The 14860-nt window shown below is 40.8% G+C and carries 11 protein-coding genes and 1 pseudogene; 6 read left to right on the forward strand and 6 right to left on the reverse strand.

Features of this window, described 5'->3' with window-relative positions; all coding sequences use genetic code 11:
- The 3 genes from L655_RS0112895 to L655_RS0112905 form a co-directional block, all read right to left on the reverse strand.
- A partial coding sequence (locus L655_RS0112895) for an IS66 family transposase zinc-finger binding domain-containing protein (RefSeq protein WP_024604010.1) occupies positions 1-604 on the reverse strand: 604 nt, incomplete at its 3' end.
- An 80-nt stretch (positions 605-684) separates the two neighbouring features.
- Entirely contained in the window at positions 685-1029 is a 345-nt protein-coding gene (gene tnpB, locus L655_RS0112900) for an IS66 family insertion sequence element accessory protein TnpB (RefSeq protein ID WP_158001052.1), read from the reverse strand.
- A gap of 2 nt (positions 1030-1031) precedes the next feature.
- Complete coding sequence (locus tag L655_RS0112905) at positions 1032-1373, reverse strand: hypothetical protein (protein WP_024591408.1); 342 nt, start codon at positions 1371-1373, stop codon at positions 1032-1034.
- Between the two features lie 113 nt (positions 1374-1486).
- On the opposite strand from L655_RS0112905, the gene L655_RS0112910 reads away from it, so the two are divergent.
- From L655_RS0112910 to L655_RS0112920, 3 genes are all read left to right on the forward strand, one after another.
- The gene (locus tag L655_RS0112910) at positions 1487-2380 is read left to right on the forward strand and encodes a hypothetical protein (protein WP_024605239.1); all 894 of its coding nucleotides are present in this window, start codon (positions 1487-1489) and stop codon (positions 2378-2380) included.
- Between the two features lie 220 nt (positions 2381-2600).
- Positions 2601-4997 (forward strand): PKD domain-containing protein, encoded by a 2397-nt coding sequence (locus tag L655_RS0112915; protein WP_024605240.1) that lies wholly within the window; start codon positions 2601-2603, stop codon positions 4995-4997.
- 163 nt (positions 4998-5160) lie between these two features.
- Positions 5161-7050 carry a monovalent cation:proton antiporter-2 (CPA2) family protein gene (locus tag L655_RS0112920; protein ID WP_024605241.1) on the forward strand — a complete coding sequence of 630 codons (1890 nt, stop codon included), beginning with the start codon at positions 5161-5163 and terminating at the stop codon, positions 7048-7050.
- Positions 7051-8205: 1155 nt separating this feature from the next.
- On the opposite strand, the gene L655_RS0112930 is transcribed toward L655_RS0112920, so the two are convergent.
- The 3 genes from L655_RS0112930 to L655_RS0112940 all read right to left on the reverse strand — a co-directional run bounded on the left by L655_RS0112930 (position 8206) and on the right by L655_RS0112940 (position 12450).
- Complete coding sequence (locus tag L655_RS0112930; RefSeq protein ID WP_024605242.1) at positions 8206-8919, reverse strand: hypothetical protein; 714 nt, start codon at positions 8917-8919, stop codon at positions 8206-8208.
- 139 nt (positions 8920-9058) lie between these two features.
- Positions 9059-10849, reverse strand: coding sequence for an alkaline phosphatase (locus tag L655_RS0112935; RefSeq protein ID WP_024605243.1), 1791 nt, complete (start codon positions 10847-10849; stop codon positions 9059-9061).
- 11 nt (positions 10850-10860) lie between these two features.
- Entirely contained in the window at positions 10861-12450 is a 1590-nt protein-coding gene (locus L655_RS0112940; protein WP_024605244.1) for an alkaline phosphatase, read from the reverse strand.
- A gap of 571 nt (positions 12451-13021) precedes the next feature.
- Here L655_RS0112940 and L655_RS0112945 point away from each other — a divergent pair.
- The 3 genes and pseudogenes from L655_RS0112945 to L655_RS0112955 all read left to right on the forward strand — a co-directional run bounded on the left by L655_RS0112945 (position 13022) and on the right by L655_RS0112955 (position 14764).
- Positions 13022-13771 carry a GntR family transcriptional regulator gene (locus L655_RS0112945; protein WP_024605245.1) on the forward strand — a complete coding sequence of 250 codons (750 nt, stop codon included), beginning with the start codon at positions 13022-13024 and terminating at the stop codon, positions 13769-13771.
- 241 nt (positions 13772-14012) lie between these two features.
- Positions 14013-14129, forward strand: a pseudogene (locus L655_RS1000000127735) (putative sulfate exporter family transporter); the annotation flags it as partial.
- A gap of 425 nt (positions 14130-14554) precedes the next feature.
- Positions 14555-14764 (forward strand): cold-shock protein, encoded by a 210-nt coding sequence (locus tag L655_RS0112955; RefSeq protein WP_024595869.1) that lies wholly within the window; start codon positions 14555-14557, stop codon positions 14762-14764.
- Positions 14765-14860: the final 96 nt, after the last annotated feature.

Here is a 14860-nt window from a genome sequence, read left to right on the forward strand (position 1 = left end):
TCTGTCGACTGAGTTCAATACCGTATTGCTTAAACATCGCTTCCTGGCGATACAGCGGTAACCCGTATTGGTATTTACTGGTGATAAGCTGACTGAGCAAACTGCTGGTTGCAATGCCTTTGTTGATGGGCATGGCAGGCATTGAGGCTTGTTTAATCTGTGTCTGAGTTGAGGATTTATCACAGTGACGGCAGGCGTATTTAGGCCTAATATGCTCAATCACTTTGATTTTAGCGGGTATGAACTCAAGCTTTTCTGACTTATCTTCACCCATTTTATGTAGCTCACCGCCACAGCAATCACAGGTTTTGTCGATGATGTCGTGAATAACCTGCTCACGAGGTAAGTCTTTTGGCAGTGCCTTACGCACCGGCTTTTTACGGGTATAGCTAATGGATTGTTGCTCTGCCTCAACTTCCTCAACAATTTCTTCCACTTCATTGAATAACTCGCCTTGCCCGGCAAAGCCTTCAGCACTTTTGCCGAATTGTTTTTGTTGGGCCAAGCTCCAGCGCTCTTCCAATGCCGCAATCTGGGCATCCTTCTGCGCTAACAGTTTTTCAAGTTCAGCAATGCGCTGTTTAAGGGCGAGTTCATTTTTCATGACGCCTATTTTAAGGCATCATCAAAGGCTTTGCAGTGCTAACTGAACTCACTTTGATGATCATCAATCGATCGCAAATATTAAAGCATTTTCTTACCTGCGACATCAATTTTACTGTGTCCAATCACATCATAACCCGATAATAACCAGTGTAATTGCTGCTCGCTTAAGGTCATGGTGGGTGACATGAGTTTGGGCCATTTGAACTTATGCTTATCTAATCGCTTATACCACAGTGCAAAACCGGTGTTATCCCAGTAAAGCAGTTTGAGTTTGTCACGGCCTTTATTACAAAACACAAATAGCGCACCACTGAGCACGGGTAGTTCAAGCTCTGCTTCCACCAACGCCGCCAGACCATTAATTGATTTTCGAAAATCAACGGCATCGGCACATAAATAGACGGTGGGTACATCAACGAACATCCTCATACCGTTAGCCCTTTAATAATGGCAACGATATCGGCCGTCGCTAAATCGATAGGAAACGTGAGTTGGCCGGTTAGCGTATCAAACTGCAGCGTATTTTGACGAGTTTGCGCGCAGACTTCAGTAGTTTGTTTTACCTGGACAAAACGTGATGATGTAAGGCACTGCGTGTGCACTGGCAAGGTGGAATTAGGCTGGTCTTTTGCCAGTAAAGCACGTTGTTTATAATAAGTCGTAATAGCGACATTATGGTGTTGGCAGAATTCAATATTAGTACCACTAAACGTACTGCGTTGCAGCAAAAGCTGCTGCCACTGTGCGCTTGTTCTGTAAGTTTTCATCACCTGCTCCGAATTTATCATTGAGCAGGTATTTTTAGATAATCAGAACATCGATGCTAGGTGTGGTTCGCTAGACGCTTACAATACAAACAATAAATACCAAAGGACTAAACATGAGCTCATCAACACAATTAAGCATTACAAAACCACTTTCACTTGTTGGCGGCATTTTATTATTAAGTGGCTGTGTATTTCACATATCGCCAAGCGTTGCCTCAGTAAAGCAAACTCAACAGCTATCACTGCCAAGCAATAATCTTGAGTATTTAAATGTATTAAGCGGTGCAGGTAGCCTTGAAATAAAAGGCTCAAAAACGGCCACCAGCATCAGTGTTGATGCCACTATTTACACAGCCGACATTGAAGACGAATACGAACTAACGCTCGAGCAAGACGGTAAACAGGCAAAGCTTGTTGCCCAAAATAAAAGTCGTAATGGTATTAGCTTTTACAGTGGCCAATCTCCAAGTATTAATTTAGTGGTTACTGTGCCAAGTAATCTAAATTTAGATATTGATGATGGCTCTGGCGATATTTTAATAAGTGCTATGCAAAGCAATATTGATGTTAAAGACGGCTCGGGGAATTTAACGATAAGTGGGGCTAAAAACCTAACTGTTGACGATGGATCTGGTGAAGTAAACCTTGAAAACATCGCAGGTAATTTAGAATTAACCGACGGCTCTGGCAGTATTCATATAAACAACGTAAGCGGTAATGCAACTATTGACGATGGTTCTGGCGAAATGCACGTGAGCAACATAACCGGTTTGCTAAACGTTGAAGATGGATCGGGTGATTTAGTGATAAGCCATATAAGCGGTGCAGTTAATGTTGATGATAACTCTGGTGACCTGCTTATTGAGCATATTGGTTCAAGCGTAACAATTGAAGACGGTTCGGGTGATATTCGCGTTAACCATGCAAAGGGGCTGACTATTACTGAGTCGGGCTCGGGCGATGTAAGTATCGATAATATTAGCGGTTCAGTAAAAGTAGCTGACTAACTTTATTTAAGCGTTATTCAACTGCCATTTAATATACTTTATGCCCTATCAATCTGGGCATAAAGCACTCCCCTCAAAGTATAAATTATTTAAAAGCAGCACTGTTTCACGTTAACTATTCCCTAAAATAATGAAAATTTACTTATTTGATTTATTTTTTTGCTTTATAGCTAATTTAGGTACATGTTAATATTCAACTTATTAAAAGGATATTAATATTATGAAATGGAAGTTATTAATTTTAATTACTGCTTTATTCACCCTCGTAGCTTGTGGCTCTGGAGGTTCAGACCCCAAAACAGTAACTAAACCGCTCAGCACTAACACAAAGCCTATTGCGGTTATTACCACCGAGCAATCGGAGTTTAAAGTAAATACCACCCTCGTTTTTAGCGCAGCACAAAGTAGTGACCCCGATGGCGATGCACTCACCTATCAATGGCAATTAACCAGCAAAAACGAACAAGTAGAAATACCGATTACGGTTAATAATGAAAGTACCGTTGAGTTTTCAGTATCTGAAGCACAAGAGTACCAATTAGTATTAACCGTGAGTGACGGCAAACTTTCAAGCACACCGGCACAAAAACAATTCACCGTTACTGCAAATACCCAGCTAACTGCTAACGCAGGTAGCACACAAACCGTTAAACAAGGTGATGTTGTGCTTTTAAATGGCGCGCAAAGTAGCACAACCAGCGGCGCCATTAATCAATACAAATGGCAATTTATTACCAAGCCCGTAGCAAGTAATGCAACGCTTGAAAATGCGACTCAAGTTAAAAGCCAGTTTGTTGCAGACGAAATAGGCGAGTTTAAAATTGAGCTTACCGTTACTAATTCACAAGGTGATACGGCAAGCACTGTCGTACTCATAAAAAGTGAATCGCTGAATTCTAACTCATCACCACAAGCGGTTATTAACGTAGAAAATAAAACAATTGCCCCAAATGAAGTTGTTACACTTTATGGTAACCAAAGCACTGATCCCGATAAAAACGATACGCTTAGTTATGCGTGGGCAATTACATCAAAACCCCAGGGCAGCACACCAGCTCTTTCAAACATGCAAAATCATACCGCTGGGTTTTCAGCGTCAACAGCTGGAGATTACTCGCTTTCACTCACCGTTACCGATCAACAAAGCGAAAGTGATACCGCATCAGTTACTTTAACTGTTACCACAAGTAATAAGGCCCCAGTTGCAACACTTGAATCCGAACGTGATATTACGTTAAACGAATCAACCACTTTGCAGTGCCAACAATGCAGCGACCCAGACGGAGATACGCTGAGTTATAACTGGCAGTTACAAGCCAAGCCTGTAAATAGTGCATCGCAACTCACTAACAGTACATCAGCAACACCCTCTATTATTGCCGATAAAGAAGGCGACTACGTTGTAGTGCTTACTGTATCTGATGGGCAATTAAGCTCAAACCAAGCAACCTCAGCACTGCATGCCAGTAGCAATAAAAAGCCTGTTACTTTGGTAACTTATGAAACCTCCATAACGGTTGATGAACAAGTTTTACTTGATGCCTCAACTAGTTACGATCCAGAAGGCCAGCCACTAAGTTACCAATGGGAAATCATTTCGTCGCAAGGCCAAGCAACGCTTAGCAGTAATACAATATCAAAACCAACGTTTAGCGCATCAGTAGAGGGGCAAGTTGTTATTTCGTTACGCACTAACGATGGCGTGCAGTTCTCTGACACAAAAACCCTAACAATTGATGTAATACAAAACGCATTGCCAGTAATTAGCTTCACGGGGGAGCAATCACGCTACGATGTAGTGGGCAATGCAGTTAAATTTGATGTAAGCCAAAGTTACGACCCAGAGGGAACCTCTCTCGATTACGCTTGGACACTATCAGCCCCATCAGGCTCGAGCACCAGCTTAAGCAATGCAAACCAAAGTATTACCGAATTTATCGCCGATATGACAGGTAGTTACACGCTAACCGTTATAGCAACTGATGCTGATGGCTTTTCAAAAAGTGTGCAATTTTCAATTACAGTAATTAACTCTGCACAACTTACCGGTCGTATTAAAGGGCAACACACTAATGTGCAAAAAGCGGCTATAAGCAATGCACAGCTAACAATTAATGGACAGCAGTACAGCACCAACACAAATGGCTTTTTTGATGAAGAGGTTAATTTAGCGCAAGGTGAAAAAATAACGATAACAACAGCAGATCAAAGGATTGCAGCAGGGGAATACAACTCTGTAGCTATTACACAAAGCAACTTTACTGTGGATATAGGCCAAAATAGCATGCCCGTTTTACAAGCTGTTGAGGTTTCGGTATTTGTGTGTGCTGAGTTTTCAGGCCCCGACACAGTTAACCTACGCTTTAACATGGTAGATACACTTTTAGCGTCAGATAGCTTTCAATTTAGCTTTGATCAAACCAAACCACTTACTTTGCAAAAAAGCGGAAGTACTTACCTCGATAGCGAATTGGATATCGACCTACCTGCATCAACAGAGTTTGAAGTAACAGTAATTGAAACAAGCGTTGAAAATACAATCAGCTCAAACATTACTATTTACCATTCTGATTCAGGCCAACCAAGCTCAGCAATTATAAGTATTTGTAATATTTAGTCCCCAAATAAGCCCTTCAACATAAAGTGCTATTTTTAGCCCAGTAGTTATAACCATTAGTGTTATAACTACTGATAAATAAGCAACTTTGAGCCATATAATCCATTGTATTTTATAAGCAGCTAAGCCATTCTAAAAGCCTTGATGTTATTAGGATAAACGCGTGTTAGAAATTGCTTTAATTTACTTAGCAGCAGCCATAGTCGCTGTGCCTATTGCTAAACGAGTCGGACTTGGCTCAGTATTAGGTTATTTAATTGCCGGAATACTCATTGGCCCTTATGCGCTGGGTGTTGTGGGCGATCAAACCGATGTAATGCACTTCGCTGAATTTGGCGTAGTAATGATGCTGTTTTTAGTGGGCCTTGAGCTACAACCTTCGCGTTTATGGACATTACGCCACTCTATTTTAGGGCTTGGCGGCTTACAGGTTGTGTTATCGGCAGCGGCTATATTTGCATTTTGTTATTGGTTTTTTGCCATGCATTGGCAAACCGCACTCGCCATTGGTTTAATGCTCGCGCTCTCCTCTACCGCTATTGTACTGCAAAGCCTTGAAGAAAAAGGTTGGCTAAAGCAAGAAGCCGGACAAAACGCTTTTTCGGTATTGCTGTTTCAAGACATCGCAATTATCCCTATTTTAGCCCTATTGCCACTGCTCGCATTTGCCCCGCAAACTAGCACAAAAGAAATCAGCGATTCGATTATTGCAAGCTGGCCTGTATGGCAACAAGTATGTGTATCGGTTGCGGTTATTGCCGCTATTATTGCCGGCGGTAAATATGTATCGGCGCCGTTATTTAGATACATTGCCCAAACGCACATGCGTGAAATATTTACTATTTTTGCACTGTTTTTAGTGGTCGCTATTGCACTGGTTATGCAAAGTATTGGTTTATCGCCTGCATTGGGAACTTTTTTAGCAGGCGTTGTACTTGCCGAGAGTGAATTTAGACACGAATTAGAAGCCGATATAGAACCCTTTAAAGGCTTACTTTTAGGACTGTTTTTTATAACTGTTGGCGCATCAATTAACTTTGAACTGCTATTTAACGAGTTTAGTACTGTTATTGGCTTAGTGGTTTTACTTATTGTAGTTAAAGCCTGCATTTTATTTGCCCTTGCCGTTACCTGTAAAATTAACAGTAAACAGCAGTTATTATTTGCCTTAGCGCTTGCCCAAGGGGGTGAGTTTGCCTTTGTACTTTTAAGCGTAACCACCACCTTAAGTATTTTAACGCCCGAGCAAACCAGCCTTGTTACCTTAGTTGTAGCGGTATCAATGCTAATAGCGCCGTTACTACTTATGGTTTATGAGCAAATACAAAAACGCAGCAGCAGTGCTCCGCCTGAGTTTGATAAGCCAGAGCAAATTAACACCGCTAAGCACGTAATTATTGCGGGCTACGGACGTTTTGGCCAAATTATGGGGCGTTTACTGCACGCGCAAGGCTACGAAATTACCGTACTTGATCACAGCCCTAGCCAAATAGAATTACTACGCCGTTTTGGCAATACTGTATTTTATGGCGATGCCGCACGCCAAGAACTCCTTGAAGCCGCAGGCGCGCACACCGCGCAAATGCTGGTAATTGCAATTGATAACCCAGATAAAACTATCGAGATAATTAAGCTCGCGCATAAAAACTACCCGCAGTTAAAAATTGTTGCTCGCGCAATCGACCGCCGCCATGCGTATCAGTTACTTAATTTAAAAGTAGATGCGTTTAACCGCGAAACAGTCGACTCAGCTATTAACCTTGCCGTAGAAGCACTCGAGTTACTAGGTAACACTAAGCAAGATGCAGAGCGCGCTGGTAAGCTGTTTAGAGACCACGACCGCGCTGCGGTTGTGCAACTTGCCGAGCTGTGGGGCGACGACGCCAGCTACGGCGTAGCCGTGCGCCAACGCATGGAAGATTTAAAACAAGTTCTGCAACAAGATAAACAAGCACAAAGCGATTTAAATACCTGCGACAGCGGTGATTGCGAAGACGGCTTAACAGAGCTAGCTGATAGACCCAAAAAGCCTGATGATTCTCATTTGGAGTAGTGTTAAGGCTTTTATATTTGTGCTGTTGGCAATAGCTTGCAGCACATAAACTTGAGATATGATTGCTAAACGCTCTATTAAGCCTGTAGCTGGCACTGCGACGAACATTCAATCCCTAAATAATTTTTAATAATATTTTTGTTTTTTGGATCATTTTTCCAACGACGATAACCTATTAAGAAGCTTTCAACATCAGTATTTTCACCGAATGTGTTATTATTTTTTTTCTGAGCATTCTAGTAAGTATTGTTCCGCAACAACCTTCAATGATTCCTTCTTATCTGTAACCAATTTTAATTCAAAATCCATATACTTAGTAATCTTAGACACGTTTATACAATGCTCAAACTGATTATTTTTCCCGAAGAAATCTTCAGATAAATTAGTTTTCCCTCCGCTAATCATATGAGCTCGAAAACAACTTGCGACAATAATTAATAACTCGGGGGGTGGATAAAACCCAGATTCTATGAAGTATAAAAAGCTGTTTAATAGATTACTTTCTACTAGTTCACACTCAATTACATTATGTAATGAGTTTTCTCTAGCATATTCCAGCTATGTTCAAGCTTTGCGTAGTATGGAAACTCATTATGTTTATAAGAAGCTTTTAAAATTTCTCTCACTTCCACTACATCTTCAAGATGTATTTTTATAAGCGCCTGCAAAAAAAACTTTCCCTTTCACTAATTCAGTCAACTCATCAATATCCATTTTTTCACCCTAATTTAAACACTAATAAAACAAGACAAATACAAACAGTAACCGTTGAAACATTCTCAACTCTCACTACGCTTAGTAGTTTCATAATCAACTTTTCCATAACTAAATAACCTCTTTATATAGGATTAGTTTCCATTATATCGTCCTTTTAAAGAAGCAAAGAGCCATTAACTCAAGCTAATATCATTAATGAATGAGACTCTAGCTTTATTACAAAGAGGCTTTAAATCTTGGTCGCGTACCGATATTAAGTAACGTCTGTTTTATCAAAAAAGAACCGCCGTCGATATGTTAACTTTGAAAATACGAAAAAAGGTATTTGATTAGGTTATATCTGTGGCAGGAATTTAGGGTAACTCTTTCAGTGTTACATTTAGCTCATAGCCTTTCATTCTTTCAGCTATGAGCTACTACATTTAAAAACGCTAAAATCTAGTGATGGTGCCCGCCTTGAATAGCCTCGCCCTGCTGGTTATAAAAGCCAGTTGCACTGTGCTCTATAAAACCAAGGTTTATCATTTTAGCTAAAAATGGGTCGCCTTCGTTATCGCCAATGTCGGCGTAATCGGTGGTTTGAAAGCGATCCCACTGTGCAAATTGAGCAGTAATTAATGGCACATCAGTGTTTACATTATTAAGGCTTAGCAATGTACTTGTTTGGCTTTTTTTATTACTAATACTAAATGTTTTAACTAATTTTGAATGCGTAATAAAGGCAAGGTTAAAGTCGTTGCCATTTTCGCTCAGTGTATAGTTTTTCACTTCATCACAGCCTTTTCCTTGTGTGCTTACTAAGGTCATTTTTTCGATTAAGTGGTTATCCACCAGCTGACTTTTAGCACTCCAATTTTGTACGCCGCGTACCTCAGATGGTTGGTATTCAATACCGCGTTGCTGGGCATTAAAGTAACGTATTGGGCGTATTTGATTATTGGCTAAGTGCTGCCAAAGCTCGGTTATTACTTCACTTTGATGCGCTACTTGCTGATTGTTTCGCCAAAGGGTAAGTGACTCGCTACTTTGCTGCGCTTTATGGCTGTTGGTAATTTTATAATCCGCTTTTAATTGCTTGGCATCAATATCACATTGCGAGGCAAAGCTACTTGTACTTACAAGCGTGGCAATTATTAATAACGCTTTTTTCATTTAGCTATCTCTTATTTATATTTCAAGTTTATGGCAATAACATAACGATTATAAATGTCAGTTTAATGACAAAAACCCCGCAAAGTATGCGGGGTTTTTTATTTAGATATATTTAACTAAATTTATAACTAGGCGGTATTTATTGCGCTAGTTTTTCGTCTGCTGCTTTTACAAAGTCAGCGGCAAAGTCCATTACATGGAATAAAAAGCTTTGCTCGTTTGTGCCTGTTACCAAGTGTGCACCTGGGCCCATTGCATAAACGCCAACATCTTCACCGGCATGTGTTTCTGAGCCAAGTGGTACTAACGACTCTTGGTGAAAACCCGGTGTTGTTGTATCAACATCGCTTAAGTCAACACGCCCTGTTACCGGTGCGGCTAAGTAAGATGCATCGGCATTGGTTTCATCGCCTAAATCTCTGTAACCTAAACCATTAGTGTAGCCAACAGTTGTATAAGGCATATCATCGGCGGCGAGGCTTGGCTCAGTTTCGCCCACGGCAACCACTTTACCTAAAATTGGGTTACCGCGTTTAGGGTAACCGGCAATGGTAAATACATGGCTGTGATCGGCTGTTACAACTATTAATGTTTCTTCTGGGTTGGTGTTTTCCATCGCCACTTTAACGGCTTTAGCAAGCTCAATAGTGTCGTTTAACGCGTTATAAGCGTTACCCGCATGATGCGCGTGGTCAATTCGACCCGACTCAACCGTTAAGAAAAAACCTTGCTCGTTGTTATCAAGCACGTTTATTGCTTTTTCGGTCATTTGTGAAAGCGAAGGTTCGCCTGCAACATCGTTTGCACGGTCAGCTTCGTATTGCATGTGGGACTCGTTAAATAAACCAAATACTTTAGTGGCGTCGTCACTTATTGCATCAAAACCGGTTTGATCCATTACGTACGTGCCATTTGGATATTGCGTTTTCCACTCTGCGGTTAAGTCGCGGTTATCTGTACGATCCCCTTCAACAGCACTTACTGCATCGGCTGAATTAAACGCGGCATCTTTTGGTAAAAAGTGACGACGACCGCCGCCCATTACTACGTCAATACCGTCTACATCAACACCACTAAAGCGTGCTTCTAGGTTGGCTTCAAAGTTAACTAGTTGCGATGCAATATCTTCACACGTTGCGGCACTTTCTGGCATATCGGAGATATCTTCCCAGTTACGCTCTGCCGATTTAGCATACGTTGCAGCGGGTGTTGCGTGAGTAATACGCGCTGTAGAAATAATCCCTGTTGCTTTACCTGCAATTTCAGCAAGCTCTAATGAGGTAACTAGTTCGTGCCCTTTGCCTGATGCACAATTACCACGTTCAACCGCTTCATCTATACCTAAAACGCCCGCGTCGGTTTTAACACCCGATGCCATTGCGGTCATAGTGCCTGCCGAATCTGGCGTTTGCGCATCTACGTTGTATGTTTTTACAAAGCCCGAAAAAGGCATAGTTTCAAAGCTTAACTGGTGATCTTCACCCATTTCGCCCTCTAACTGACCCGCTAAAATACGTGCTGCAGTTATGGTAGAAATACCCATACCATCGCCCACAAATAAAATTACGTTTTTAGCTTTGCCTGATTCAGTAACAATGTTGCTACTGGCTGTTTGTGCTGCACCTAATTTTGTTTGTGCTTCACTAAACCACGTATTGCTAGTGAGCGAGGCTAACTGCTCGGTAGTTAACGACGTTGCAGGTGCATTACACACTAAATTAGTTGAGTTAACTTCGTCGCTGTCTAGCACGTCGTTATTATTGGTATCTGCGCCTACTTGCGTCTCTACACCGCCGTTAATACACTGCTCAGAGCCCACTGCAATAGCGTTATCTACTGCGATAATATTGTTTTCATTTTTGTTATCGTCACTCGAGCAACCTGCTAGCGCGACCATTACTGCCAAAGAAAGTACCGTTAATTTGTTCATGTTAGCCGCCATTATTGCTGAGTTAGTTCAAGAGCTTGATTAATTAAATGAAACACTACGTTTTGTTCAATTACACCCTGTGCTAGCTGAGCACCAGGACCTTTAGCATGCAGTGAAATATCTTCACCTGCGTGTGTTTCTGAGCCCATTGGTACAGTTGCTTCTTGGTGAAAACCTGGGGTTGTTGTATCAACGCCATTTAGCTCAACACGTCCTGCTACAGCAGCACTTGTGTAGCTTGCATCAGCATCAGTCTCGTCGCCTAGATTTCTAAAACCTAAGCCATTTGCGTAACCGACTGTGGTGTACGGCATATCGTCGGCGGCTAAGCTTGGTGTTGTTTCGCCTACTGCAACTACTTGACCTAAAATTGGATTACCACGCTTAGGGTAGCCAGCAATGGTAAATACATGGCTGTGATCGGCGGTTACTAAAATCAGGGTTTCTTCTGGATTGGTGTTATCTACCGCTGCTTGCACGGCTTTAGCAAACTCAATGGTGTCGTTAAGCGCGTTGTACGCATTACCCGCGTGGTGCGCGTGGTCAATTCGACCCGACTCAACCGTTAAGAAAAATCCATTATCGTTTTTACCAAGCACTTCAATTGCTTTAGTGGTCATATCGGTAAGTGAAGGCTCGCCCGCTACATCGTTTGCGCGGTCAGCTTCGTATTGCATGTGGGATTCGTTAAATAAACCAAATACTTTAGTAGCGTCATCTGCAATTGAATCAAAGCCTGTTTGATCCATTACGTACGTAGCATCTGGGTATTGTGTTTGCCACTCAGTTACTAGGTTGCGCTCGTCAGTGCGGTCGCCTTCAATAGCGCTTACTGCATCTGTTGAGTTAGCTGTTTCGTCTTTTGGTAAAAAATGACGACGACCGCCACCCATTACAAAATCAAGACCGTCTACGTCGGTCCCTACAAATCGTGCTTCTAGGTTTTTTTCAAAGTTAACCAGTTGCGATGCAATGTCTTCACAGCCACCCGTTACGGCATCTTCTGGCATATCGGATACGTCTTCCCAGTTACGGTCAGCCGATTTAGCATACGTGGCAGCAGGGGTAGCATGTGTAATACGTGCTGTAGAAATAATACCGGTAGATAGCCCTTTAATTTCAGCCAATTCAGTTGCGGTTATTAGCTCGTTACCAGCTACTGTTGAACACACGCCGCGTTCAATATCTTCATCTACACCAATAACGCCCACATCGGTTTTCACACCCGAAATAATAGCCGTCATCGTGCCTGCTGAATCGGGAGTTTGCGCATCTACGTTATACGTTTTAACTTGTGCAGAATATGGGAACTCTTCAAAGCTTAAATAACCTTCTTCGCCAGATTGGTTATTACGCTGCCCTTGCAAAATGCGCGCGGCGGTAAGAGTAGAAATACCCATGCCATCGCCCACAAATAAAATAACGTTTTTAGCTTTAGTGGCTTGTGTAGCCTGCGCTTGTGCTGTTTTTGTTGTTAGTTTAGTTTGCGCAGCGCTATACCAGCTGCTGTCTTTTTGGCTTTGCGGTAGTACATCAGCATGGCTCACTGCGCTAAACGTTAACGTTAGCGCGATTGCCGCAGCGACTTTTTTAATTTTCATCCGTAATTCCCATATTGTAGTGGTTATTTTTTGTTGAAGCGTAAACCTCAAATAAGTAACCGCTGCACTATAGAAAACAGATGTGACTGATAAAGGTAATTTTGATGAAAGTAAGATGACTAAACTATTACAAAAATAAGTCACAAAAAAAGCGCAACGTGTTAAACGTTGCGCTTTTAAGGGAAATTATTGAGGGAGTTATTTAAAATCTGGCGAAAATGCTATACCTAACCCAGAGCGCCTGTACATGAAACCATAACTACCTTTACCGGACACAATTTAAGCTTTAGTGTAAGTGATATCACCGGTACTACGGGTAAATTTAATCGAGTAATTGTATTTATAACACTGAAAAACCAGTGGCAAATCCAGTGAAAAAACAACCCATCAAGTAATGTGCTTACTCCACCTGAGATTGAAATGAACAAGGACGATTTTTAAACATAATATGCAGTTTGCCTCAATAAGAAATTACTGCGGTAGCTCACGTTTAATCAAGAAACGCAAATATGCGTAAAAGGCTTCACCTATGATATAACTACAAGTGGATTAAATTTAATGGTAAATAACAATGAGTAACTCTATGTTTGATCACAAATTAAGTAGCCCAAGCTTGGATTTTCAACCACTCTACTTACAAGTCGCTGATAGTATAAAACAACTCATTGTTAAACGACATTGGTTGCCCGGCGAAGCACTACCAAGCGAATTTCGCCTTGCTGAAGAATTTAACGTAAGCCAAGGTACTGTTCGTAAAGCGCTTAATTTATTAACCGACAATAAGATAGTAACTCGTCGCCAAGGCGTTGGTACATTTGTATCAGAGCATACCTCGCAAGATGCCTTATTTAGGTTTTTTCCGCTACAAGCCGACGGCAAAAGTGACAACTCACCAAAGGCAGAACTGCTATCAGTTGAGCTTTGTGCAGCGCCAGTTGAAGTAATAGAAGCGTTACAACTCAATAAAAAAGACAAAGTTACCAAGCTTGTCCGTAGACGTATTCTCGATAACAAATTTTGCATGAGCGAAACTATATACCTACCGCAAAGCTACTTTCCTGATATACATAAAAGTAGTGATATACCGCACACACTCTATCATTATTATCAGAGTAAATTTAACCAAACAGTACACAAAACCCAAGACAGTATTAAAGCCGTACTTGCTACAATAGATGATGCAAAAATGCTTGCTATAAAAGCTGGCGATCCACTGCTGTTAGTATCGCGCATTACCGAATCAATCGAAGGTAAACGTATTGAATACCGCCTAAGTAAATGCCGTAGCGATCACTATCATTACCAAATTGAACTCGACTAGTTAAACGTACTTAAACTACTACTTAGCAATCCTAGCGCGTATTTTTAAAAGACAGCAAGCCTTACCTTGATACCTTTCTGCTGGCTGTCCATCCACTAATCAGCCGCTTTGCTTTAAACGCAGCATGATTCACTTATTACATAACGCATCTTCGAGATAAATTCCTATTGAAATAATTAAGTACCCTCCTTCCAGTAGGATTCTATTTATTAAACTTAGAGTAATAATATTGTGTACAAACGGTATGAAAACTAATTTAGGAAAACTTACCGAAGTAGGTATGAAACCCATTATTTTAATTGTTGCTGAAACACTTTGGATTGCATTATTAATACTTGGATTTGTAATTTGGAGCTAAAGAATTACATTATTTAGGGTATATCTCAAAAAATTTAGTAGGTAATTAGGTCATGTTTCAACCAATTAAAAGCTGTATTTTGTCTACTCTAAAATTGAGCGTAAAAATAGGCTTAACGCATTGATTCAACAAAGCTTACCTTTATTTTAAAAGTATAAAATATCATATTAATTATAACTAATTAGTTAAAAAACAAACAAACAAATAAAGCACTTACTCTAAAATAAATTTACAATAGGGCTTGGTATATAACTTAATTTACTGTTATCCTGCTTGCCATCGGGTTGACAGAAAACCCTATTTATTTGTAAGTACCACGTTGTTTTAGTAATAATCCTTCGCGCTATCCTCAGTTAAATGTATGTTTTCTTCCTGTTAAATTGCCTAATTTAAGGCGCACTTTTATTAATCCTTAGGATACTATTATGTCTACAACTACAACTGGTACAGTTAAATTTTTCAACGAAGCAAAAGGTTTTGGTTTCATCGAGCAAGAATCTGGTCCTGATGTTTTCGCACATTTCAGCGCAATCTCTGGCGACGGTTTCAAAACTCTAGCTGAAGGCCAACGTGTACAGTTTACTGTTACTCAAGGTCAAAAAGGTCCACAAGCTGAAAACATCGTTAGCATCTAATTGCTTTCGTTAAAATGGGTTAGCAATAACCCATTTTGAATACTAGTTTGAAAGAAGTTCTGTTTTATTTGTTAGTACCCCGTTGTTTTAGTAATA

The organism is Pseudoalteromonas sp. TAE79, from assembly GCF_000498015.1.
Lineage (GTDB): Bacteria > Pseudomonadota > Gammaproteobacteria > Enterobacterales > Alteromonadaceae > Pseudoalteromonas.